The 23,710-nt window shown below is 71.5% G+C and carries 21 protein-coding genes; 7 read left to right on the forward strand and 14 right to left on the reverse strand.

What is annotated here, in order from left to right:
* Window positions 1–9 precede the first annotated feature (9 nt).
* From HEQ75_RS05635 to HEQ75_RS05645, 3 genes are read left to right on the forward strand one after another with little or no spacing between them, the layout of a single operon-like run.
* Window positions 10–957 (forward strand): 3-hydroxyacyl-CoA dehydrogenase, encoded by a 948-nt coding sequence (locus HEQ75_RS05635; RefSeq protein WP_168028002.1) that lies wholly within the window; start codon window positions 10–12, stop codon window positions 955–957.
* Window positions 954–1,877 carry a BKACE family enzyme gene (locus HEQ75_RS05640; protein ID WP_168028004.1) on the forward strand — a complete coding sequence of 308 codons (924 nt, stop codon included), beginning with the start codon at window positions 954–956 and terminating at the stop codon, window positions 1,875–1,877. The genes HEQ75_RS05635 and HEQ75_RS05640 overlap by 4 nt, the downstream gene beginning before the upstream one ends.
* Before the next feature lie 5 nt (window positions 1,878–1,882).
* Window positions 1,883–2,638, forward strand: a complete 756-nt coding sequence (locus HEQ75_RS05645; RefSeq protein ID WP_168028017.1) for an SDR family NAD(P)-dependent oxidoreductase — start codon at window positions 1,883–1,885, stop codon at window positions 2,636–2,638.
* A gap of 164 nt (window positions 2,639–2,802) precedes the next feature.
* Here the strand turns inward: HEQ75_RS05645 and HEQ75_RS05650 are convergent, their stop codons facing one another.
* The 6 genes from HEQ75_RS05650 to HEQ75_RS05675 form a co-directional block, all read right to left on the reverse strand.
* Window positions 2,803–3,474, reverse strand: a complete 672-nt coding sequence (locus HEQ75_RS05650; protein ID WP_168028019.1) for a hypothetical protein — start codon at window positions 3,472–3,474, stop codon at window positions 2,803–2,805.
* Window positions 3,475–3,562: 88 nt separating this feature from the next.
* Complete coding sequence (locus HEQ75_RS05655) at window positions 3,563–3,742, reverse strand: hypothetical protein (RefSeq protein ID WP_168028021.1); 180 nt, start codon at window positions 3,740–3,742, stop codon at window positions 3,563–3,565.
* Complete coding sequence (locus HEQ75_RS05660; RefSeq protein WP_328733418.1) at window positions 3,739–4,737, reverse strand: ABC transporter ATP-binding protein; 999 nt, start codon at window positions 4,735–4,737, stop codon at window positions 3,739–3,741. Before HEQ75_RS05660 ends, HEQ75_RS05655 begins: the two co-directional genes overlap by 4 nt.
* Before the next feature lie 38 nt (window positions 4,738–4,775).
* Complete coding sequence (locus tag HEQ75_RS05665; RefSeq protein WP_168028034.1) at window positions 4,776–5,744, reverse strand: ABC transporter ATP-binding protein; 969 nt, start codon at window positions 5,742–5,744, stop codon at window positions 4,776–4,778.
* A complete protein-coding gene (locus HEQ75_RS05670) occupies window positions 5,741–6,601 on the reverse strand; it encodes an ABC transporter permease (RefSeq protein ID WP_168028036.1) in 861 nt (286 codons plus the stop codon). Before HEQ75_RS05670 ends, HEQ75_RS05665 begins: the two co-directional genes overlap by 4 nt.
* Before the next feature lie 70 nt (window positions 6,602–6,671).
* On the reverse strand, window positions 6,672–7,646 hold the full coding sequence (locus HEQ75_RS05675) for an ABC transporter permease (protein WP_168028038.1): 975 nt from the start codon (window positions 7,644–7,646) through the stop codon (window positions 6,672–6,674).
* 88 nt (window positions 7,647–7,734) lie between these two features.
* Here HEQ75_RS05675 and HEQ75_RS05680 point away from each other — a divergent pair, with 88 nt between their 5' ends.
* From HEQ75_RS05680 to HEQ75_RS05695, 4 genes are read left to right on the forward strand one after another with little or no spacing between them, the layout of a single operon-like run.
* A complete protein-coding gene (locus tag HEQ75_RS05680) occupies window positions 7,735–9,327 on the forward strand; it encodes an ABC transporter substrate-binding protein (protein ID WP_168028040.1) in 1,593 nt (530 codons plus the stop codon).
* 12 nt (window positions 9,328–9,339) lie between these two features.
* Window positions 9,340–10,080 (forward strand): creatininase family protein, encoded by a 741-nt coding sequence (locus tag HEQ75_RS05685; RefSeq protein WP_235961316.1) that lies wholly within the window; start codon window positions 9,340–9,342, stop codon window positions 10,078–10,080.
* Window positions 10,065–11,075: a ketopantoate reductase family protein gene (locus HEQ75_RS05690; RefSeq protein WP_168028042.1), complete on the forward strand. Its 1,011-nt coding sequence runs from the start codon at window positions 10,065–10,067 to the stop codon at window positions 11,073–11,075. The genes HEQ75_RS05685 and HEQ75_RS05690 overlap by 16 nt, the downstream gene beginning before the upstream one ends.
* The gene (locus HEQ75_RS05695; protein WP_168028044.1) at window positions 11,072–12,466 is read left to right on the forward strand and encodes a M20/M25/M40 family metallo-hydrolase; all 1,395 of its coding nucleotides are present in this window, start codon (window positions 11,072–11,074) and stop codon (window positions 12,464–12,466) included. The genes HEQ75_RS05690 and HEQ75_RS05695 overlap by 4 nt, the downstream gene beginning before the upstream one ends.
* Here HEQ75_RS05695 and HEQ75_RS05700 read toward each other — a convergent pair whose 3' ends face one another.
* The 8 genes from HEQ75_RS05700 to HEQ75_RS05735 form a co-directional block, all read right to left on the reverse strand.
* A complete protein-coding gene (locus HEQ75_RS05700; RefSeq protein WP_168028046.1) occupies window positions 12,467–13,042 on the reverse strand; it encodes an NAD(P)H-dependent oxidoreductase in 576 nt (191 codons plus the stop codon).
* A gap of 52 nt (window positions 13,043–13,094) precedes the next feature.
* Entirely contained in the window at window positions 13,095–13,589 is a 495-nt protein-coding gene (locus HEQ75_RS05705) for a gluconokinase (RefSeq protein WP_168028048.1), read from the reverse strand.
* Window positions 13,586–14,563 (reverse strand): phosphogluconate dehydrogenase (NAD(+)-dependent, decarboxylating), encoded by a 978-nt coding sequence (gene gnd, locus HEQ75_RS05710; protein ID WP_168028050.1) that lies wholly within the window; start codon window positions 14,561–14,563, stop codon window positions 13,586–13,588. The genes HEQ75_RS05705 and gnd overlap by 4 nt, the downstream gene beginning before the upstream one ends.
* 49 nt (window positions 14,564–14,612) lie before the next feature.
* A complete protein-coding gene (locus tag HEQ75_RS05715; RefSeq protein WP_328733419.1) occupies window positions 14,613–15,557 on the reverse strand; it encodes an MBL fold metallo-hydrolase in 945 nt (314 codons plus the stop codon).
* Window position 15,558: 1 nt separating this feature from the next.
* Window positions 15,559–17,868, reverse strand: a complete 2,310-nt coding sequence (xdhB, locus tag HEQ75_RS05720; protein ID WP_235961318.1) for a xanthine dehydrogenase molybdopterin binding subunit — start codon at window positions 17,866–17,868, stop codon at window positions 15,559–15,561.
* Window positions 17,868–19,277, reverse strand: coding sequence for a xanthine dehydrogenase small subunit (locus HEQ75_RS05725; protein ID WP_209318365.1), 1,410 nt, complete (start codon window positions 19,275–19,277; stop codon window positions 17,868–17,870). Before HEQ75_RS05725 ends, xdhB begins: the two co-directional genes overlap by 1 nt.
* A gap of 44 nt (window positions 19,278–19,321) precedes the next feature.
* The gene (parC, locus tag HEQ75_RS05730) at window positions 19,322–21,589 is read right to left on the reverse strand and encodes a DNA topoisomerase IV subunit A (RefSeq protein WP_168028054.1); all 2,268 of its coding nucleotides are present in this window, start codon (window positions 21,587–21,589) and stop codon (window positions 19,322–19,324) included.
* Window positions 21,590–21,658: 69 nt separating this feature from the next.
* Complete coding sequence (locus HEQ75_RS05735) at window positions 21,659–23,689, reverse strand: cache domain-containing protein (RefSeq protein ID WP_168028056.1); 2,031 nt, start codon at window positions 23,687–23,689, stop codon at window positions 21,659–21,661.
* Between the last annotated feature and the right edge of the window lie 21 nt (window positions 23,690–23,710).

Here is a 23,710-nt window from a genome sequence, read left to right on the forward strand (position 1 = left end):
GAAACAGCCATGGCGGAAACGCGAAAGATTGCCATCATCGGCGCCGGCCTGATCGGCCGCGCCTGGGCGATGATCTTCGCCCGCGCCGGCTGGCGCGTGGCGCTGCACGATCCCTCCGCCGCGGCGCTGGCCGCCGCGCCGGGGCTCTGCGCGGCAGGGTTGGCGGAATTGGCACGGCACGGGCTCTGTGCCGATCCGGAGGCCGCGCTCCGCGCCATCCAGGCCGCCGCCAGCCTGACGGAGGCGCTGGCGGATGCCGAATTCGTGCAGGAGAGCGGGCCGGAGGATGCCGCCACCAAGCGCGCCATCTTTGCCGAGCTGGACTTCCTGGCCCGCCCGGACTGCATCCTGGCCTCCTCCACCTCCGCCATCCCCTGTTCCAGCTTTACCGAGGGCTTGGCGGGCCGGGCGCGCTGCCTGGTGGCGCATCCGGTGAACCCGCCGCACCTGGTGCCGGTGGTGGAGTTGTCCGGCGCCCCCTGGACGGCGCCGGAAACCCTGGCCCGGGCGCGGGAGATCTTCGCGGGAATCGGCCAGGCACCGGTCACGCTGAAGCGGGAGATCGAGGGCTTTGTCCTCAACCGCCTGCAGGGCGCGCTGCTGGCGGAGGCGTTCCGGCTGGTGCAGGAAGGCTATGTCTCGCCGCAGGACCTCGACACCACGGTGAGCCAGGGGCTGGGCCTGCGCTGGTCCTTCCTCGGCCCCTTCGCAACCATCGAGCTGAACGCGCCGGGCGGCATCCCCGATTATTGCGCGCGCTACGGCCCCTTCTACGGCCGCATCGCCGCGGCGCCGCCCTCACCCGAGGTGTTCGGCGCGGCGGGGCTCGCCCGGATCATGGAACAATGGGGCGGAACGCCGGACCGGGCGGCGATCGCCGCCCGCAGCGTCGCGCGCGATGGAAGGCTGGCGGCACTCGCCGCCCACAAGAAGCAGCAGGAGTCGGGCGAGGCATGAGCCGGAAAGTCATCATCACCTGTGCGGTCACGGGTGCGATCCACACGCCCAGCATGTCCCCGCACCTGCCGATCACGGCGGAGCAGATCGCCGATGCGGCGATCGGCGCGGCGGAGGCGGGTGCGGCCATCGTCCACCTGCACGCGCGCAACCCGGCCGATGGCCGGCCGGACCAGTCGCCGGAGGCCTTCGCGCCCTTCCTGCGCGTCATCAAGCAGCGCAGCGACTGCGTGGTGAACATCACCACCGGCGGCGCACCGACCATGACCATCGAGCAGCGGGTGAAGCCGGCCGCGCGTTTCGCGCCGGAAGTGGCCTCGCTCAACATGGGCTCGATGAATTTCGGCCTGTTCGGGATGCTGAACCGGTTCAAGGAGTTTCAGCACGATTGGGAACAGCCTTATCTCGCCAACAAGGACATCCTGTTCCGCAACACCTTCGGGGATATCGAATACATCCTGAAGACCTGTTCCGAGAACGACACGCGTTTCGAGTTCGAGTGCTACGACACCTCCCACCTCTACAACCTGAAGTATTTCCTGGACCAGGGGCTGGTGCGCGCGCCGCTGTTCATCCAGACGGTGTTCGGCCTGCAGGGCGGCATCGGCGCGCATCCGGAGGATGTGCTGCACATGAAGCGCACGGCGGACCGGCTGTTCGGCGACAGCTACAAGTGGAGCGTGCTGGGCGCCGGGCGGAACCAATTGCCGATCGCCGCCATGGCCGCCGCCATGGGCGGCAACATCCGCGTCGGGCTGGAGGACAGCCTGTGGGGCGGCCCGGGGCGGCTGGCGGCGAGCAATGCGGAACAGGTGCGCAGCGCCAGGCAGATCATCGAGGGGCTGGGGCTGTCCGTCGCCACGCCGGATGAGGCCCGTGACATCCTGTCGCTGAAGGGCGGGGACCGGGTGAACTTCTGACCCCGATGCGCCCGCGCTTCCAGGGCCGTGCCGCCATCGTCACCGGCGCCGCGCGCGGCATCGGTGCCGCCTGCGCGGCGCGGCTGGCGGCCGAGGGCGCGGCGGTGCTGCTGGTGGATTGCGATCCCTCGGTCGCCGCCACCGCCGCCGGCCTGGGCGGCACCGCGCTGCTGGCCGATGTCGCGGCGGCGGGGGCCGGCGCGGCCATCGTCGCCGCGGCGCTGGCCGCCTTCGGGCGGCTGGATGTGCTGGTGAACAATGCCGGCATCGGCGGGTCCCGTGCCCTGGCGGCGACCGAGGATGCCGCGCTCGCCCGGATCCTGGAGGTCAACCTGGCGGCCGCGCTGCGCCTGACGCGGGAGGCGCTGCCGCATCTGGCGCGGCCGGGCGGTGCGGTGGTGAACATGGCCTCCGTCTTCGGCCAGGAAGGCATGCCCGGCAGCATCGCCTATGCGGTGGCCAAGGCCGGACTCGCGCAGTTCACCCGCAGCGCCGCAGCTGAGCTGGGCGCCGAGGGCATCCGCGTGAATGCCGTCGCCGCCGGCGCCATCGAGACGGCGATGACCGAGGCCTTCCGTGCCGATCCCTGGTACCGGCGCGCCATGATCGAGGCCGCGCCGCTGCGCCGCGCCGGCCAGCCGGAGGAAGTGGCTTCCGCCGTGGCCTTCCTCGCCTCCGACGATGCCAGCTTCATCACCGGGCAGGTGCTGGCGGTGGATGGCGGCTGGGCGGTTGCGCGGCACCCGCCACGCGAGGGTTGACACCCGGCGCAGCCAGTCCGCCCTGTTTTCCGCAGCGCTGGAGCATTTTCAAGCCTTGCGGCTTCGCAAGGCAACTCGGAAAATGCGTCGGAACAATAAGCTAGAGCCGTTTCACCGTCCTCGGTTTCGGTGAAATGGCTCTAGGTCATGCGCCCAGTCTCACCCTACCCGTGGATGTTCCCGTTGCGGGTCGTCCAGCGATAGGTGATCTCGCCATATTGCCGGCCGACGATGCGCAGCGGCAGGACGGGCGCGTAGATCTCCATCGCATGGGCCGGGCGGTAGTCGCAGACCAGCTTGCCCGTGGCGTCCGTGATGTAGACCCAGGTCGCCGGCCCGACGCGCCAGGTGACGCCGCCATGGTTGGCGATGGTCATCGCCACGATCCCCCGCCCGGAGGCCCCGTAGTTGCGGACCGACCGGATGAAGGGCCGGTAGCGCTCCGGCTCATTCGCCACCGCGGTGGCGATGATGCCGTCCTCGTGGTCCTCCACCAGCGCCTTCACCAGCCCCGTCACCATGGTGGCGCCGGAGCCGATGGCGCCGCCGGCCAGCGACACCACGGTGCCGAGGCCCCACAGCTCGATATCCCCCGGCTGCGGCGCCCGGCCGGACAGCACCCAGACCGCCGGCTGCACCAGCGCCCCGGCCAGCCCGCCGGCCGCGCCGCGCAGCCCGCCGGCGCCGCGCGCAATGGCGCGCGACAGGGTCTCGGAGGCCAGGGTCTGCGCCACCTCCCGCCCGGTGTTGGAGGAGTTGTTGATCAGGTCGGTGATGCCGTTGGATTCGGCCGGCGTCGAGAAGTCGCCGGCGGCGGGTTGCGTCGATCCACTCATGATCCGGTCCCTCTCTGCCCTCGGGGCAGTCTAGGTACCCGCATGGCGCGATGCGTTTCACCCTGCTTCGCGCGTTGCGTGCCGCGTTTCAGCGCCGCCGCCACCACCAGATGCCGAGGCCGATCACGCCCAGCACCGCCAGCACAATCAGCAACCCCTGCCAGCCGATCGTTGTCAGCAGCCGAAGCAGGCGGAGCGGCAACAGCAGCAGGTGGAGGAGACCCTCCACGCCCTCCAGTCCACGGGCCAGCCAGCCAGCAGCGCTCACGCGTGGTGGCAGGCGACCAGCGCGCCATCCTCCCGCGGTGTCAGCAGCGGCCGTTCGGCGCGGCAGATCTCGGTCGCCTTCGGGCAGCGCGGGTGGAAGGCGCAGCCGGGCGGCGGTGACAGGGGGGAAGGCAGTTCGCCGGCGATGGGCTTGAAGGTCGCCAGGTCGTCCGCCTCCAGCCGCAGCTTCGGCACGCTGTCCAGCAGCCCCTGGGTGTAGGGGTGGCGCGGCGCGGTGTAGATGCGCGCCGCCGCGCCGCTCTCCACGATGCGGCCGAGATACATGATGGCGACGCGGTCGCTCACATGCCGCACCACGGACAGGTCGTGCGAGATGAACACGCAGGTCAGGCCCAGGTCGCGCCGCAAATCGAGAAACAGGTTCAGGATCTGCGCCTGGATCGACACGTCGAGCGAGGCCACCGGCTCGTCGCAGACCAGCATCACCGGCTGCATCGCCAGCGCCCGCGCGATCGCCACCCGCTGCCGCTGGCCGCCGGAGAACTGGTGCGGGAAGCGGCTGGCAAAGGCAGGGTCCAGCCCGACGCGTGCCAGCCAATCCGCCACCATCGCCGGCGCCTGTGCACGGGCCACCAGCCCATGCGCGACGGGGCCTTCCGCGATGGTGGCCCCGATGCGCATGCGCGGGTTGAGCGAGGCGAAGGGGTCCTGGAACACCGTCTGGATGCGCGTGGTGGCCTTGTGCCGCCCCTGCATCGGCGCCACGCCATCCACCAGCACGCGGCCCGCGCTCGGTGCCATGATCCCGGCCAGCATCTTGCCGAGCGTCGATTTGCCGCAGCCGCTTTCGCCCACCAGGCCCAGCGTCTCGCCCTGGCGCACCGCCAGCGACACGTCGGAGACCGCCTGCACCGCCCGCCGCTCCACCGCCGCGCCCAGCGCGCCGGCGATGCGGTCGCCCAGCGACAGGCGCGGGTCGAAGCGCTTGGTCACGCCCTCCGCCACCAGGATCCGATCCGGAATCGGCCGATCCACGGCGCCACTTCCTTCGCCGCCCTGCCGATCGGGCGCGCTCATGCCGCCACCGCCAGCGGGTGGTGGCAGCGCACCAGCCTGCCGCCGGTGACGACATCCGGCGGGTCGGTCGCGCAGGCGGCATCGGCGCGCGGGCAGCGTGGCGCGAAGGGGCAGCCGGGCGGCAGCGCCAGCAGGCTCGGCGTGCTGCCCGGGATCTGGTTCAGCTTCTCGCCGGGCCGCGCCGTGGCGGGCAGGCTGTCCAGCAGGCCGCGCGTGTAGGGGTGGCGCGGCGCGCGCAGCGTCTCGCTCACCCCGCCGCTCTCGACGATGCGGCCGGCATACATGACCAGCACGCGGTCGGCGAGCGACGACACCGTGGCCAGGTCGTGGCTGATCCAGACCAGCGCGGTGCCGCTTTCCTTCGCCAGCTTCTTCATCTCCGCCAGGATCTGCGCCTGGATCGAGACATCCAGCGCCGTCGTCGGCTCATCCGCCACGATCAGTTCCGGCCCGTGCAGCAGGGCAGTGGCGATGGCCACGCGCTGGCGCATGCCGCCGGAGAATTCATGCGGATAGGCATCCAGCCGCGCCGCCGCATCCGGGATGCCGACGCGCGTCAGCGTGCGTGCCGCCAGGTCCCGCGCCGCCGCCTCGCTGGCCCTGCCATGCGCGCGCACGGCGAGCGCCATCTGCTGGCCGATGGTCAGCACGGGATTGAGCGTCGCCGCCGGGTCCTGGAAGACCATGGCGATGCGCGCCCCCCGCAGCCGGCGCATCGCCGCCTGCGGCAGCCCCACCAGTTCCTGCCCATCGAAGCGGATGGAGCCGGAGACGATGCGGCCCGGCGGATCGACCAGCCCGATCAGCGAGAATCCGGTGACGGATTTGCCGGAGCCGCTTTCGCCGACCAGGCCCAGGATCTCGCCGCGCGCCAGGCTGAAGGAGACGCCCTCCACCGCCCGCACCACCCCGGCGCGGGTGAAGAAATGCGTGTGCAGGTCTCGGACTTCGAGCAGCGCGCTCATCGCGTCAGCCGCGGGTTGAACTGGTCGCGGATCTGGTCGCCGACGATGTTGATGGCGACGATCAGCACGATCAGCGCGATGCCGGGATAGACGGAAATCCAGCTGCGCCCGCTCATCATGTAGGGGAAGCCGTTGGCGATCAGCATGCCGAGCGAAGGCTCCGTCGGCGGCAGGCCGAGGCCGAGGAAGGACAGCGTGGCCTCCAGCGCGATGGCATTCGCCACCTGCACCGTGCCGACGACGATCAGCGGCGGCAGGCAGTTCGGGAGGATGTGGCGCAGCACCACGCGCCAGCCCGGCAGCGGCGTGGCGGAGGCCGCCTCCACATAATCCTTCTGCCGCTCCGCCGTGGCGGCGCCGTAGGCGGTGCGGGCGAAATAGGCGTATTGCGCGGCCACCAGCGCGATGATCAGCTGCGTCTTCCCCTGCCCCAGCATCGCCACCAGCACCAGCGCCAGCAGGATCGCGGGGAAGGAAAGCTGCAGGTCCACCACCCGCATCACCACCGCTTCCACCCAGCCGCCGAGATGGGCCGAGAGGATGCCCAGCGCGGCGCCCAGCGTCATCGCCACCGCCCCGGCGGCGAGCCCCATCTGCAGCGAGATGCGCAGCCCGTAGAGAATGGCCGACAGCAGGTCCCGCCCCTGCGCATCCGTGCCCAGCCAGTGCACGAAGCCGCCGGAGCCCTCATAGCCTGGCGGCCGGCGCGCATCCATCAGGTCGAGGCCCGCCAGATCATAGGGGTCCTGCGGCGCGAACAGCGGCGCCGTCACCGCCGCCAGCACCACCAGCACCACGACGGCGAGTGCCACCACCGCCACCCAGTTCTCGCGGTAGATGCGCCAGAAATTGGTCATGCGCGCATCCGATTCAGCTCTCCGGTGCTCGCCGGCCCTGCCGGCTGCGCCCTGCGACCATCGGATGCGGTCACGCCCGCCCGCCCCGCCGCAGCCGCGGATCCAGCAGCGCGTAGGACAGATCGACCACCAGGTTGATGGTGACGAACAGGAAGGCGACCAGCACCAGATAGGCCACCATCACCGGCCGATCGAGCGAGGTGATCGAATCGATGATCAGCTTGCCGACCCCGGGCCAGGAGAAGATCGTCTCCGTCACCACGGCGAAGGCGAGGGTGGAGGCGAATTCCAGGCCGAACACCGTCACCAGCGGGATGGAGATCAGCCGCAGCACATGCCGGCGCAGGATGGTGAACTCGGCAAGCCCCGCGGCGCGGGCGAACTTCACCGTATCCGTCAGCATGATCTCCCGCGTCCCGGCGCGCGCCAGGCGGATCATCATCGCCAGCTTGAACAGCGACAGGTTCAGCGCCGGCAGGATGAGGAAGGTCAGCCCCTCCGCCGTCAGGAAGGACCAGCCGACGCCGAACACCTCCACCACCGGCCCGCGGTCGCCGGCCGGCAGCCAATCGAGATTGACCGCGAAGGTCAGGATCAGCAGCAGCCCCACCCAGAAGGTCGGCACGGAAAACCCCAGCACGGAGACCGCCATGATGGCGCGGGAGGAGGCGGCCTCCGGCCGATAGCCGGCATAGATGCCCAGCGGAATGCCGATGAAGGCGCCGATCAGCACGGAGGCCAGCGCCAGTTCCAGCGTCGCCGGCAGCCGGGCCAGCACCAGCTCCAGCACCGGGATGTCGAAGACGAAGGACCGTCCGAAATCCCCCGCCAGCAGCCGGCCGAGGAAGGCCAGGTATTGCCGCCACAGCGGCAGGTCCAGCCCGTAGTGCCGGATCGCATCCTCCCGGATCTGCTGCGTCGCATCCGGGGAGATCAGCACGTCGATCGGGTTGCCGATGGCGTATACGCCAGCGAAGACCAGCGCCGACATGGCGAGCATGACGAGCAGGGATTGCAGCAGGCGCTGGATGATGAAGCCGAGCATTGCGACGCAGTATCGGGGCATGGACAGCGGACGCAAGCCGTTCCTACCATCGGCGGAACAGGACGCTTCACCCCCGGGGGATACCGCCATGACCATGAGCTTCCGCAGCCTGATTCTCGCCGGCGCCGCCAGCATGGTTCTTGCCGGCACCGCCGGCGCACAGACCCTCAACCTCGGCGTCCGCGCCGGGCCGGAGGGGGTGGACCCGCACTACACCGCGACCGGCACCCATGCAGAGGCGCTGAAGCATGTCTTCGACACGCTGGTGACCTCCGGCGACAACCTCCAGCTGCTGCCCGGCATCGCGACGAGCTGGCGCCCGGTGGATGCCACCACCTGGGAGTTCAAGCTGCGCCAGGGCGTGACCTTCCATGACGGCACGCCGCTGACGGCGGAGGATGTGGTCGCCTCCATCCGCCGGATGCAGGTGCTGTCCGGCCCGAACCCGACGCGCATCTATGTCCGCAACGTGCAGGACATGCGCATCGTCGATCCGCACACGCTGCACATCATCACCGCCGGCCCCGCGCCGACGCTGCCGAACGATTTCATCCGTGTCTTCATCACCAGCGCGCGGGCCACCGCCGGGCTGACGCCGGAGACGGCGAACGAGGCCTTCAACGCCGGCCGCGCCGCCATCGGCACCGGCCCCTACCGCTTCGTCTCCTGGACCCCGCGCGAGCAATTCGTCGTGGAACGCAACGACGCCTATTGGGGCGGCCGCCAGCCCTGGGCGCGGCATGTGCGGCGGGAGATCCCGAACGACGCGCAGCGGGTGGCGCAGCTGCGCACCGGCCAGGTGGACATGATCGTGCGCGTGCCGGCGGCCGATGTGGCGACGCTGGAACGCGACCGCGCGCTGCGCGTGGTGAAGGCGGAGACCGTCTATGTCTTCAACCTGCAGCTCGATTACCGGGAGAACACGCCGCAGGTGACGGCGAAGGACGGCTCCCGCCTGGCCGCCAACCCCTACCGCGACATCCGGGTGCGGGAGGCGATGGACCTCGCCATCGATCGCCGCGCCCTGGCCGAGATCGCCATGGAGGGCCTGGGCAGCCCGCAGGGCCAGATGGTGACGCCGGGCATCTTCGGCTTCAACCCGGCCATCCCGATCCCGACGCCGAACCTGCCGCGCGCCCGCGCGCTGTTGGCCGAGGCTGGCTATCCGAACGGCTTCCGCATGGTGCTGAACTACACCAACAACCGCCTGCCCGGCGACAATGGCGTGGGCACGGCGCTGGCGCAGATGTTTGCCCGCATCGGCATCGAGGTTCAAGCGGCGGGCCAGCCGGCGGCGGTGATCTTCCCAGCGCGGGCCCGCGGCGAATTGTCCAACATCATGGCCGGCTGGGGCACGCTGACCGGCGAGGCGAACTACTATTATTCCGCCAACGCCCACAGCAACAACCGCGAGCTGCGGCTCGGCGCCTTCAACTGGCACGGCTATTCCAACCCGGAGATGGACCGGCTGATCCAGGCGGCCGCCGTGGAGCTGGATGAGAAGAAGCGCGAGCAGCTGCTTCAGGAAGTCGGTGCGCTCTTCGCCCGCGACCGCGTCGGCATCCCGCTCACCGCCGTCGGCTCCGCCTGGGCGATGCGGCGGGACCGGGTGAACCTGGTGCGGGCGCGGACGGATGAGGACACGCTGGCGATGGACATCGTGCCGACGACGCCCCGATGACCGGAGCGCCGCATGGCGCGCAGGTCTGAAGTCGGTGCGCCGCTGATGAACATCGCCGAGCATAACTGGCAGGATATCGAGGCGCGGCTGCGCCTCGACGACCGTTGCGTGCTGCCGCTGGGTTCCACCGAACAGCATGCGCAATTGTCGCTGGCCACCGACGCGATCCTGGCGGAACGCGTGGCGCGGGAAGCGGCGGCGCCGCTCGGCGTGCCGGTGTTTCCGGTGATGCCTTTCGGCCTGGCACCCTATTTTTCCCAGTTCCCCGGCAGCATCTCCCTGCGCGTCGAGACGCTGCTGGCGGTGATGCGGGACCTGCTTACCAGCGTCACGCGCGTGGGCTTCCGGCGCGTGATGGTGGTGAACGGGCATGGCGGCAACGCCCCGGTTGCGGCGCTGCTGCAGGAGATGATGGCGGAAACCCCCGGCCTGAGCCTGAAATTCCACAATTGGTACAACGCGCCCCGCACCTGGGAAGCGGCGATGGCGGCGGATGCTTCCGCCAGCCATGGCAATTGGTTCGAGAACTACCCCTGGACCCGCCTGCCCCATGCGCCCGCGCCGGAGGGTCGCAAGCCCATGCCGGACCTGGCGCGGATGAAGGCCAGCGGCCCGGCGGAGGTGCGAAAAATTCTGGGCGACGGCGCCTTCGGCGGCCCCTGGCAGATCGACGACGCAACCATGCAGGCCATCTGGGACACCGGCGTGGCCGAAACCCGCGAGGCCTTGGAGGGACCATGGCAGAGCCGATAGTCATCTGGGGGGCCGGCGCCATCGGCGGCACGCTCGGCGCCCATTGGGCCCGGGCGGGGCATGCGGTGCTGCTGGTCGATACCGTCGCCGCGCATGTCGAGGCCTGCCGCACCACCGGCCTGCGCATCACCGGCCCGGTCTCCGACTTCACGCAGGTGATCCCGGCGGTCACGCCGGCGGAGCTGACCGGCACCTATGCCCGCATCGTCCTCGCCGTGAAGGCGCAGGCCACCGCGGCGGCGATCCCCATGCTGGCGCCGCACCTGGCCCCCGACGGCTTCGTCTTCTCCGCCCAGAACGGGCTGAACGAGATCGCCCTGTCGCGCGCCTTCGGCGCCGACCGTGTGATGGGCTGCTTCGTCAATTTCGGCGCCGACTGGCACGGCCCGGGCGAGATCCTGTTCGGCAACCGCAGCGCGCTCGTGATCGGCGAGCTGGACGGCGTGACGCGGCCGCGGACGGAAGCGATGTTCGCGCTCTGCCGGGATTTCGAGCCGGATGCGATCCTCACCGACGACATCTGGTCCTACCTCTGGGGCAAGATGGCCTATGGCGCCATGCTGTTCGCCACCGCGCTGAACAATGACAGCATGAGCGCCAACTTTGGCGATCCCGCGCGCCTGCCGGTCTGGCTGGCGCTGGGGCGGGAGGTGGTCGCCACCGCGCTGGCGCATGGGGTGACGCCGCGCGGCTTCGGCGATTTTCATCCGATGGCCTTCGCCCCGGGCGTGCCGGACGCGGAAGGCAAGGCCGTTGTCGACTGGCTGCGGGACTTCAACGCCATCGGCGCCAAGACCCATTCCGGCATCTGGCGCGACCTCGCCGTGCGCCGCCGCAAGACGGAAGCGGAGGCGCAGATCGGCCTGGTGCCCGGGCTGGCGGCGGAGAAGGGCATCCCCGTGCCGGTCACCACCCGGGTCTGCGCCCTGATCGCGGAGATCGAGGCCGGCAGCCGAGCGCAATCGGCGGAGACCTTCATGGCGATCGGCGCATGAGCGACCCGGTCCTGGCGCATCTTCTGGCCGATCGCACGGCCTTCGTCGCGCGGCTGGCGGCGCTGGTCGCCTGCCCCTCCGTCTCCACCGACCCCGCCTATGCCCCCGGCATGGCGGAGGCGCGGGGCTGGTGGTGCGCCCGCCTCGCCGCGCTCGGGTTCCGCGGGGTGCGGGAAGTGGCAGCGGGCGGCCACCCGGCCGTCACCGCCCATTGGCACGGCGCGGGCTCAGCGGCGCCGACGCTGCTGGTCTATGGCCATTACGACGTGCAGCCGGCGGACCCGGTGGCGGCCTGGACCTCCCCGCCCTTCGCCCTCACCCCGCGCCATGGCCGCCTGCACGGCCGCGGCGTGTCCGACGACAAGGGCCCTTCCCTGCTGGCGATCGAGACGCTGGGCGCCTTCCTGGCGGTGGAAGGCCGCCTGCCCTGCAACGTGACCATCCTGCTGGAGGGGGAGGAGGAGGTCGGCTCCGCCACGCTGGGCAGGATCCTGGAGGCCAACCGGGCGCTGTTCGCCGCCGATGCCGTGCTCTCCGCCGATGGCGCGCGCTGGCGGGCCGACCTGCCGACGATGACCATTGCGACGCGCGGCGTGGCGGCGCTGGAGCTTTCGGTGCGCAGCGCGGGGAAGGATCTGCATTCCGGCCGCTATGGCGGCGTGGTGGCGAATGCGGCGCAGGCCCTGGCGCAGCTCCTGGCCTCGCTGCGGGATTCGAGCGGCGAGATCGCCGTGGCCGGCTTCGCCGATGGCGCAGCCCTGCCCGATGCGGCGACGCGCGCGGACCTGGCCCGGATTCCGTTCGATGTGGCGGCGCATGACGCCGCCATCGGCGCGCCGCCCAGCGGCCTGACCACGGCGCAATTCCTGGAACGGCTCTGGCTGCGGCCGACGCTGGAGGTGAACGGGCTGTGGGGCGGCTATACCGGCCCCGGCGGCAAGACCGTCATCCCGAACCTGGCGCAGGCGAAGCTGTCCATGCGCCTGGTCCCCGGCCAGGACCCGGCCCGCGTGGTCGCCGCCGTCGCCGCGCATCTGCGCCGGCACTGCCCGCCCGGCGTGGCGCTGGAGATCACCACGCATCGCGATGGCAGCCGCGCGACGGAGGTGCCAGGCCGCCACCCGCTGCTGCTGGCGGCGGAAGCGGCGCTGGAAGCCACCACCGGCCGCGCGCCGCTGCGCGTCCGCATGGGGGCGACGCTGCCGCTGTCCGATATCGTGCAGCGCGTGCTCGGGCTGCACACCGTCATGTTCTCCTTCGCCACGGCGGATGAGGATTTCCACGCGCCGGACGAGAACTGGCGCGAATCCGCGATCCCGGAGGGGTTCGCGGCCTGGGTGGCGCTGCTGCGGCGCGTTGGCGGGCCCAGGCGCGCGGATTTCGCCGGCTGATCAGGCGGCCTCGGCACCCAGCCGGCGCAGCCGCTCCAGCCATCCCGCGCGCTTCGCCGCATCGGCGCCCGCCACATTGCCGAGCAGCGTCCAGCGCACCGGCTTCAGCCCGACGAAGCGCAGCAGGTTGCGCTCCAGGCTGCGCAGGCTGTGGGCGCGGAAGAACAGGCGGTAGAGCAGCGCAGGCATCCCCATCGTCACCACCACCCGGGCGGAGCGCCCACGCAGCAGCCCGGCATCCAGCCCGCGGGCGCCGCGAGGAATGGCGAAGCCCGGCCGCATCACCTGCTCGAACAACGCCTTCAGCGCCGCCGGGATGTCCCCGAGCCAGAGCGGGTAGAGGATGACGACATGCTGCGCCGCGGTGAAGGCGGCCTGCACCGCGGCCACCGCCGCGGCGGGCTCTGCCTCCCAGGCCGCGGCGCTGCGCAGCGGCGGCAGGTCGAGCCGTGCCACATCCAGCCGCGCCACCTCATGCCCGGCCGCGGTGGCGCCGGCCGCATAGGCATCGGCCAGGGCATGGACCAGCCGCGCCGGGTCGGGGTCCGGATGGCCGTCAAGGATCAGGATGCGCATGGCGCGCCCTCCGCCGGGAAGCGCGCAGCCTCGGGCGGCCCTGGGGCCGCCGTCAAATACCCAATGTGGCAATCGCCCCCGCCGCCAGCGCCTGCGGGCTGGCCGCGACGTCGAGCACGATGGCGCCTTCCTCCGGCGCCGGCGGTTCCAGCGTGGCGAACTGGCTGGCCACCAGGCTGGCCGGCATGAAATGCCCCTGCCGGGCGGCCTGCCGCGCCGCCACCAGCGCCTGGTCGCCCTGCAGGAACACCAGCCGCAGGTCCGGCGCCGCCGCGCGCAGCCGGTCCCGGTAGGCACGCTTCAAGGCAGAGCAGGTGACGACGCAGCCGATGCCGCGATGCGCGGCCAGATGCGCGCCGATGGCATCCAGCCAGGGCGCGCGGTCGGCATCGTCCAGCGGCTCGCCCCGGCTCATCTTCGCGACATTGGCCGGCGGGTGGAAGGCATCGGCATCGTCGAAGCGCAGGCCGAGTCCCTCCGCGATCAGCGGCCCGACGGTGGATTTGCCGGCCCCCGAGACGCCCATCAGCAGGACCAGGTGGCTCATTTCGGCTCCAGATGCCCGCCGAAGGCGTTGCGCATGGCGGACAGCGAGCGATCCGCGAAGGGGGAGTCCTGCCGCGAGCGGAAGCGGGAATAGAGCGCGGCGGAGAGCACGGGCGCCGGCACCGCCGCCTCGATCGCCGCCTGCACCGCCCAGCGCCCCTCCCCGCTGTCGCCGACCCGGCCGGAATAGCCGGAAAGCTCCCCATCCGCCGCCAGCGCCTGCGCAGTGAGGTCGAGCAGCCAGGAGGCGACGACGGAGCCGCGGCGCCAGGCCTCCGTGATGTCCGGCACATCAAGGTCGAGGCGCAATTCCGGCGCCACCGCCTCGCTGCCCTGCTGGCGCAGCAGCTCCAGCCCCTCCGCCATCGCCTGCATCATCCCGTATTCCACGGCGTTGTGGACCATTTTCGTGAAATGTCCGGCGCCATTGGCCCCGCAATGGATGTAGCCCTGCGGCGGGCGCGGGTCGGCTTCCGCGCTGCGGCCGGGGGTTGGGGCGGCGGCGGCCTCGCCCGGGGCCAGCGCCTTGAACACCGAATCCAGCCGCGCCACCGGCTCCGCCGGCCCGCCGATCATCAGGCAATAGCCGCGCGCCAGCCCCCAGACGCCGCCGGAGGTGCCGATATCCAGCATGTCGATGCCGACCTCGCGCAGCGCCGCCGCCCGGCGGATGGCGTCCTTCCACATCCCGTTGCCGCCATCGATGGCGACGTCGCCCGGCGCCAGAAGCTGGCTGAGCTGGCCGATCGCCTCCTCCGTCGCCTCGCCCGCCGGCAGCATCACCCAGACGGCGCGGGGCTCGGCCAGCTGGGCGACCAGGTCTTCCAGGTCCTTGGCCGGCGTGGCGCCTTCCGCCGCCAGGGCCTGTACCACCGCGGGGTCCCGGTCCCAGACGACGCAGCCGATGCCGGCCTGCATCAGCCGCCGCACCAGGTTGCCGCCCATGCGGCCAAGCCCGACCATGCCGAGTTGCATTGCCCCAATCCCCTCCCCCGATCCCGGCCAGGATGCGGGGCGGGCGCGGTCAGGACAAGCCGGCGGCGGCCTCGGCGGATTTCGGCTTCACCGGGATCTTCAGGTAGCGCACGCCATTGGCCTCCGCCGCCGGGAAGCGGCCGGCGCGGATGTTCACCTGGATGGAGGGCAGCAGCAGCGCCGGCGCGGCCAGTTGCGCGTCGCGGGCGGTGCGGAAGGCGACGAAATCCTCCTCCCCCTGGCCGTCCTTCACATGCGGGTTGTGGGCGCGCTGCTCGGCGACGGTGGATTGCCAGGCGAAGCGATCCCGCCCCGGCGCCTTGTAGTCGTGGCACATCCACAGGCGCGTGGCCGGCGGCAGGTCCAGCAGGCGCCGGATGGAACGGTACAGGGTGCGCGCATCGCCGCCGGGGAAATCCGCGCGCGCCGTGCCGTAGTCGTGCATGAACAGCGTGTCGCCGACGAAGACATCGTCCGCAATCCTGTAGGCGGCGCAGGCCGGCGTGTGGCCGGGCACGTGCAGCACCTCCACCGCCAGCGTGCCGAGGCGGAAGCGTTCCCCATCCTCGAACAGGTGGTCGAAGTCGCCGCCCTCGGGGGCCATGTCGTCCAGCCCGAAGACCGGGCGGAAGATGGTCTGCACCCGCTTCACCCCGGCACCGATACCGATCCGCGCGCCGCTGTGCTGCTTGATCCAGGGCGCGGCGGTCAGGTGGTCGGCATGCACATGGGTTTCCAGTACCCAGTCCAGCGTCACCCCCTCCGCCTTCGCCGCGTCCAGCAGCGCCTGGGCGGAGGCGGTATCGGCGTCCCCGCTGCGGTTGTCCCAATCCAGCACCGGGTCCACCACGGCGCCGCGCTTCGTGGCGGGGTCCCAGACCAGGTAGGAAACGGTGTTGGTCGGCTCGTCAAAAAAGGCGCGGATGGTGGCGCTGGCCATGATCGTCTCCCCCGGCTTTGCGCCATGATAGGGGAAGATCCGGCTGTGGATCACCTCAATCCTGGGCGATTTTTCCCCCATCGCCGCGTAGCGCCATCAGCACCCGCTCCGGCGTCGCCGGCAGGTCCAGCGCCGGGACCCCGATGGCGTCCTTCAGCGCATTGGCCACGCTGATCGCCAGCAGCAGCGGCGGCTCCCCCACCGCCTTGGAGCGGAAGATGGTCTCGGACCGCGCCGGCGCGCCTTCCAGCAGGCGCACCTTGAAGTGCGGCGGCACGTCGCGGGAGCCGGGGATCTTGTAGGTGGAAGGCCCCACCGTGCGCAGCCGCCCCTGCGCGTCCCACCACAATTCCTCGCAGGTCAACCAGCCCAGGCCCTGGACGAAGGCGCCCTCGATCTGGCCGCGATCCACCGCCGGGTTCAGGCTGTTGCCGCAATCCTGCACGATGTCGGTGGCCAGGCACCGGTGCTCGCCGGTCAGCGTGTCGACGATCACCTCGGACACCGCGGCGCCGTAGGAGAAGTAGAAGAAGGGATTGCCGCGCATGGTCGCGCGGTCCCAGTGGATGTCCGGCGTGCGGTAGAAGCCGGTGGCGGAAAGGCTGACGCGCTCCAGGAAGCACAGTTTTGCCAGTTCGCCGAAATCGAGGAACAGGTTGCCGCCGACGGCCCCGGCCCAGGCGCGGTCCTCGGCGAACACCACCTGCTCGGGCGCGATGCCGAAGCGCCGCGCGGCCACCGCCGCCATGCGGTCCCGGATCGTGGTCGCGGCGTTGTGCGCGGCCCAGCCATTCAGGTCGCTGCCGGTGCTGGCCGCGGTGGGGGCGGTGTTCGGCACCTCCGCCGTGCTGGTCGCGGTGATGGCCACGCGGCCGAGCGCCACGCCGAAGACGGCGGAGACCAGCTGCGCCACCTTCACGAACAGCCCCTGCCCCATCTCCGTCCCGCCATGGTTCAGCCGGATGGAGCCGTCCGCATACACATGCACCAGCGCGCCGGCCTGGTTCAGGTGCATGACGCCGAAGGAGATGCCGAAGGCCAGCACCATGGAGCCGAGGCCGCGCCGCAGCGTCGGGTGGCTGGCGTTGAAGGCGGCGATCTCGCCGCGCCGCCGGTCCCAGTCGCTGTCGCGCCGCGCTTCCGCCCAGACGCGGGCGATCAGGTCGCCTTCCACCTTCTGGCCGTAGGGCGTTTCATCGCCCTTGCCCGGCGCGCCGAGGAAATTGCGCGCCCGCACCTCCTCCGGCGGCAGGCCGCAGGCGGCGGCGATGCGGTGCACCACATCCTCCATCAGCAGCGCCCCCTGCGGCCCGCCGAAGCCGCGGAAGGCGGTGTGGGAGACGGTGTTGGTGCGCACGGCGCAGCCGGTGATCGCCACATCGGCCACGTCGCAGCAATTCAGCGCATGGGTGATGCTGCGGAACACGACGCCGCCGGACATGTCGAGCGACCAGCCGCCATCGGCGGCGAGCAAGGCGCGCAGCCCCAGCACCCTTCCCTGGTCGTCGAACCCCGCCGTCCAGCGATACAGGAAGGGGTGGCGCTTGCCGGTGGCGATCATGTCCGCCCGCCGCGACAGCCGCAGCTTCACGGGCCTGCCCGTGGCCTGCGCCGCCAGGGCGGCGGCCGCGGCGACCCAGCTCGCATTGCTCTCCTTGCCACCGAAGCCGCCGCCCATGCGGCGGCAGGTGACCGTCACGCGGTGGCAGGCATGGCCGAGCACGCGGGCGACCACATGCTGCGCCTCCGACGGGTGCTGGGTGGAGCAGATGATGGTCATCTCCCCATCCTCGCCCGGGGTTGCCAGCGCCACCTGGCCTTCCAGGTAGAAATGCTCCTGCCCGCCGGCGCGGAATTCCGCCTCCATCCGGTGCGGCGCGGCGGCAATGGCGGCCTCCGCATCGCCCCGCGCCAGGGTCTGCGGCGCCACCACATGCTGGCCGAGTTCCAGCGCCCGCTCGATGCTCAGCACCGGCTCCAGCGGTGCGATCTCCGCGGTGATGGCGGCGGCGGCGCGGATCGCCTGGTCGCGCGTCGCGGCCACCACCAGGGCCAGCGGCTGGCCGGCGAACTGCACCAGCCCGTCCGCGAAGAGCGGCTCCACCTCCCCCGCCGGGCCGACATCATTGGCGCCGGGGATGTCGGCCGGGCCGAGCACGGCAACGACGCCCGGCATGGCCCGCGCCGCCGTCAGATCCAGGGCACGCAGCGTGCCATGCGGGATGGCGGACAGCGCCAGCGCCGCATGCAGCGTGCCGGCGGCCTCCGCCAGGTCGTCGGCGAAGCGTGCCTCCCCGGTGGTGTGCTTCAGGGCGCTGTCATGGCGCAGCGCGGCGCCGGGGCCGGAGCGGGGCAGGCCGTCCATCATCGGGACTCCGCATAGGCGGCGATATCGGCCGGCAGGTCCGGGCACGTGGCGCGCAGCAGCAGGCGCCGCAGCAGGCCCTGCGCCACCAGCAGCCGGTATTCCGCGCTGCCCCGCCAATCCGACAGCGGCGCGATGTCCTCGGCCAGCGCCGCCCCCGCCGCTTCCACGCTCTCCGGATCCAGCGCCCGGCCGAGCAGCGCGGCCTCCGCCCGACCGGCCCGCAACACCGTGGCGCCAACGCCGCCGAAGGCCAGCCGCGCCGCCGCCACCCGCCCGCCTTCCGGCCGCAGCCACAAGGCGGCGCCGACCGTCGCGATATCCTGGTCGTGCCGCTTGGAGATCTTCTCGCAGGCCAGGGTATCGCCCGGCGCCGGGCGCGGCAGGGTGATCGAGACCACCACCTCATCCGCCGCCAGGGCGTTGCGGCGATAGCCGGTGAGGAAATCCGCCACCTCCAACCGCCGCCGCCCGTGAAGCGAGGCCAGCTCCACCGAGGCCCCCAGCGCCAGCAGCGGCGGCAGCGCATCGCCGATCGGCGACGCGGTGCCGAGATTGCCGCCCAGCGTCCCCAGCCCGCGGATCTGCCGCGAGCCGAGCCGCGCCAGCAGCGAGGCCAGCGGCCCGAAGCCCGCTTCCACCCGGCAGGCCTCCAGCAGCCGCGCATAGGGGGTGGCGGCACCGACCACCAGCGCCTCCGGCGTCGCCCGCAGCCCGTGCAGTTCCGGCACACCGAGCAGGCAGATGATCGCCGCCGGCACCTCCCGATGGTCGGAGACGCGCAGGCCGAGATCGGTGCCGCCGGCCAGCAGCCAGGCCCCGGGATGCGCCGCGCGCAACGCCAGCAGGTCCGCCAGCGTGGCCGGGCGGTGGAACACCTGGCCCGGCGCCTCGAACCGCGCGGGGCCGGGTTCGGGCAGCGCGGGCGGCGGCGCGGCGTCGTCCGCCAGGGTGGCGAAGACGTCGAGGATGGGGCGGTAGCCGGTGCAGCGGCATAGATTGCCCGCGAGCGCCTCATGCACCTCGCCGCCCTGGCGGGCCTGCGCCCAGGCGGCCATCACGATGCCGGGCGTGCAGAAGCCGCATTGCGTGCCGTCGCTTTCCGCCATGGCGCGCTGGATCGGGTGCGGCGTGCCATCCGCCCCGCGCAGCCCCTCCACGGTGCGGATCGCCGCGCCATGCACCTGGCCGAGCAGCGTCAGGCAGGCATTCACCGGGATGCGCCCACCATCGGCGGCTTCCAGCACCACGGTGCAGGCGCCGCAATCGCCCTCCGCGCAGCCCTCCTTGGTGCCGGTCAGCCCGGCCGGGCCGCGCAGCCAGTCCAGCAGCGGGGTGGTGGGGGAGGTGCCGGGCGGCAGCGAAACAGGCCGCCCGTTGAGGAGGAAGGCGATGGCGTTGGCGATCATGCCCCAAGACTAAGCAAAAGCCGGGCCTGCCGCCAAAGCCCCTTTCAGACCCCGAATTTCCGCGATTTCGGGAAACGCTCCGGCGGCATGCGGCCGGCGCCGGCGCGCTGGCCGCTCCAGGTCCGCAGGTCGGTCTCCACCTTCACCCCGCCGCCATAGCGCCAGGCCAGGCCCTCCCTGGCCGAAAATACCTTGGCGTCGTTCAGCGTCGCGCCGTCCTTCAACTGCATCAGCTGCACGCCGCGGCCGCGCGCCATTTCCGGCACCTGGGACAGCGGGAAGACCAGCAGGCGGTTGTTGCTGCCGATGGTCGCCACGCTGTCGCCCTCCCCCTTCTCGCCCTGGGTCGGGATGCACAGCAGGGCCTCCACCGCCGCCTCCACCACCAGCACCTGCTTGCCGGTGCGCTTTTCCGCCAGCAGGTCCTCGCCCTTCACCACGAAGCCCTTGCCGTCGGTGGCGGCCAGCAGGAAGCGGCGGCCTTCGCGGTGGACGAAGAAGGTCACCACATCGTCGCCATTGCCGAGGTCCAGCAGCAACCGCACCGGCTGGCCGTCGCCGCGGCCACGCGGGATGGCCTCCGCCCGCACGGTGAAGGCCTTGCCATTGGTCGCCACCAGCACGATGCGGTCCGTGGTCTCGGCGTGCAGCGCCTGCTTCAGGCTGTCGCCTTCCTTGAAGCGCAGTTCCGCGGTTTCGGCCAAATGGCCCTTCTGGGCGCGGATCCAGCCCTTCTCCGACAGGATGATGGTGATCGGCTCGCGCTCGATGAAGGCGGTCTCGTCCACCGCCGCCACCGCTTCCACCGTGCCGAGGGTGGTGCGGCGGTTGCCGAGGGGCCCGCTGCCGAATTTCTCCCGCGTCGCGGCGATCTCCTCGGCGATCGCGGCCCAGCGCTTCGCCTCGCTGCCCAGCAGGCCCTGCAGCTTCTTCTGTTCCGCGCTGAGCTTCTTGTGCTCCTTGCGGATCTCCATCTCCTCCAGCCGGCGCAGCGCGCGCAGCCGCATGTCGAGGATGGCGTTGGCCTGCACATCGGTCAGGCCGAAGGCCGCCATCAGCGCTTCCTTGGGCTTGTCTTCCTCCCGCACGATGCGGATCACCTCGTCCAGGTTCAGGTAGACGATCAGGTAGCCGTCGAGGATTTCCAGCCGCCGCGCGATGGTCGCCAGCCGGTGTTCCGACCGCCGCACCAGCACCACCTGGCGGTGGTCCAGCCAGCAGCGCAGCACATGCTTCAGCCCCATCACGCGCGGCGTGCGGTCGGCGTCCAGCACGTTCAGGTTCAGCGGGAAGCGGGTTTCCAGCTGGGTGTTGCGGAACAGCGTCTCCATCAGCGTCTTCGCATCCACCGCGCGCGTCTTCGGCTCCAGCACCAGGCGCACGATGTCGGTGGATTCGTCCCGCACATCGCCCAGCAGCGGCAGCTTCTTCTCCTCCATCAGCTGCGCGATCTGCTCGATCAGCCGGGATTTCTGCACCTGGTAGGGAATCTCGGAGACGACGACCTGCCAGGTGCCGTTCTTCAGCGGCTCCACGCTCCAGCGCGCGCGCAGGCGGAAGCCGCCGCGGCCGGTGGCGTAGGCTTCCCGCATGGATTCGGGGCTTTCCACCAGCAGCCCGCCGGTCGGGAAATCCGGGCCCTGCACATGCGCCAGCAATTCGTCGATGCCGGCCCCAGGGTTGGCGATCAGCGCCAGCGCCGCGCCGCACAATTCCCCGGCATTGTGCGGCGGGATGGAGGTGGCCATGCCCACCGCGATCCCAGCCGCGCCATTGGCCAGCAGGTTCGGGAAGGCGGCCGGCAGCACCAGCGGTTCCTTTTCCTCGCCGTCATAGGTGGCGCGGAAATCGACCGCATTCTCCTCGATGCCTTCCAGCAGCGCCTGGGCGACCTCGGTGAGGCGGGCCTCCGTGTAGCGCATGGCCGCGGCGTTATCGCCGTCGATATTGCCGAAATTGCCCTGGCCCTCAACCAGCGGGTAGCGCGCGGCGAAATCCTGCGCCTGGCGGACCAGCGCCTCGTAGATGCTGCTGTCGCCATGCGGATGGTACTTGCCCATCACGTCGCCGACGATGCGGGCGCATTTCTTGAAGCCAGCGGCGGGGTCCAGCTTCAGCTGGTGCATGGCATACAGAAGCCGCCGGTGCACCGGCTTCAGCCCATCCCGCACATCCGGCAGGGATCGGCTGACGATGGTGGACAGGGCATAGGCCAGGTAGCGCTCGGACAGCGCCGCCGCCAGCCCGGTCTCCCGCATGTTGCCGCCATCGTCGGGGTGGCCCGGGGGCGGCGGCTTGATGTCGTCCGGCATGGGGATTGATTCGTGCTTCGTTCTGGTCCGAAGCCCTTTACCCCAGCCGGCGGCGCCTGTTGAGGGGCTTCATGCGGCGTGGCGGGCGGAGGCCAGGGCCTCCATCGCCGCGTCGATGCGGCGCCGCGCGGCCTCGTCCTGCCGGAAGGTCACGGCCAGCAGGCCGTCGGCGGCGCGCACCACGCGGGCCGCCATGCCCTGCCCGGCATGGAGGGTTCCAATCCCGGGCAGCACCACCTCCAGCGGCGCGCCGGCCGGCAGGTCCAGGCTGCAGGCCAGGGCGGCGCCGCTGCGCGACAGGTCGCGCAATTCCGCCACCACCTCCGGCCGGCCGGGCTGGCGCAGGATGACGCGCGCGCCGTTGCCGGATTGGCGTTCATACTGGCGGCGGTCACCGCTATCGTTGTTCAGCGCGGCCAGGAAGCCGTCCACCTCCGCCCGCAGGTCACCGGCGACGCGCGAGACCTCCGTCGCCGCGACCAGCACCTTCTGCGCGGTGCCATCCGCGCCCTGCACGGTGGCGCTGACGCCATGCATCGCCCGGCCAGCACTTTCGGTCTGCTGCGCCACCTTGTGGACGCTGGTTGCGATCTCCCGTGTCGTGGCGCCCTGCTGTTCGACCGCGGCGGCGATCGCGGTGGTCACCTCGCTGACCCGGGCGATCGCCTCGCCGACCGCGCTGACGGCGCCGACGGCCTCGCCGGTTGCCGCCTGCATCCCGGCGATCTGCGCGCCGATCTGCTCGGTCGCCTGCGCGGTCTGCGCCGCCAGTTGCTTCACCTCGCCGGCCACCACCGCGAAGCCCTTGCCGGCCTCCCCCGCGCGCGCGGCCTCGATGGTGGCGTTCAGCGCCAGCAGGTTGGTCTGCTGGGCGATCCCGTTGATCAGCCGCACCACCTCGCCGATCTCGCCCGCCGCCTGGGTCAGGCTGCGCACCGTGGCATCCGTGGCGCGGGCGCGGCTGTCGGCTTCACTGGCCATGGCAGCGGCGCGTGCCACCTGGCCGGCGATCTCGCCCACCGTGTGGGTCATTTCCTCGGTCGCTGCCGCGACGGAGGAGAGGTTGCCCACGCTTTCCGCCGCGCCGGTCGCGGTGGCGTCGGCGCCTTCCCGGGTGCGGGCCATGGCCTGGGCCATGTCGACGGCCGCCGCACGCATCGAATCGGCTGAACTGCCCAGCGTCGCCATGACGCCACTGATGGAGACGCCGAATTCCTCGGTATGCCGGTCCATGGCTGCCTGCCGCCGGAGGCCGGCTGCACGGGTTGCTGCCGCGGCCGCCTCCAGGCGCCGCTTCTCCAGCCCGTCGGCGCGGAAACGCTCCAGCCCGCGGGCCAGCACGCCCAGCTCGTCGCGGCGCGCAATGCCGGGGACCGGCGTTTCCAGCTCACCGGCGGCGATCGCCTCCGTCGCCTTCGTCACCTGCCCCAGCGGCCTGACGATGCTGCGCGCCACCAGGAAGGCGAACAACGCCACCGCCAGCGCCGCCAGCAGGGTTTCCCCGGCCACCGAGAACACCTGCGCCCGCTGCGCGGCGCGGAGATCGTCGATGTACAGGCCGGAGCCGATCACCCAGCCCCAGGGCGCGAAGCCCTGGACGAAGGACAGCTTCTCCACCGGTACCGCCTGGCCCTGACCGGCCCCCGGGCGCGGCCACAGGTAGGGAACGACGCCACGGCCCTGCCGACGCACCGTCTCGACGAAGGCCTGGAAGATCGGCAGGCCGTTCGGGTCGCGCAGCGCACCCACCTCCCTGCCTTCCAGGTCGGGACGGAAGGGGTGCATGACGAGGCGCGGCGTCATGTCGTTGATCCAGACATATTCCTCGCCGCGATAGCGCAGGCCGCGCAGGGCTTCCTGCGCGTGGCCCTGGGCGGCTTCGCGCGAAAGCCGCCCGGCCTGCTCCTCCGCCGCATAGCGCGCGATGATGCCGCTGGCCGATTCCACCACGCCGCGGATCAGCGCCACCCGGTCCGCCTTGAGCGCGGTGTTGGTCTCGACGATCCGGAGCCCACCCAGGGCCAACAGCCCGAGCAGGGCCACCAGCGTCGTCAGGTGGATGCGCGAGGCGATACGCAGGCCGGCCAGACGGTGGAGCATGGGAAGCCTTAAGGGTTACAG

The sequence above is a fragment of the Falsiroseomonas selenitidurans genome (assembly GCF_012103215.1).
Taxonomy (GTDB): Bacteria; Pseudomonadota; Alphaproteobacteria; order Acetobacterales; family Acetobacteraceae; genus Falsiroseomonas; species Falsiroseomonas selenitidurans.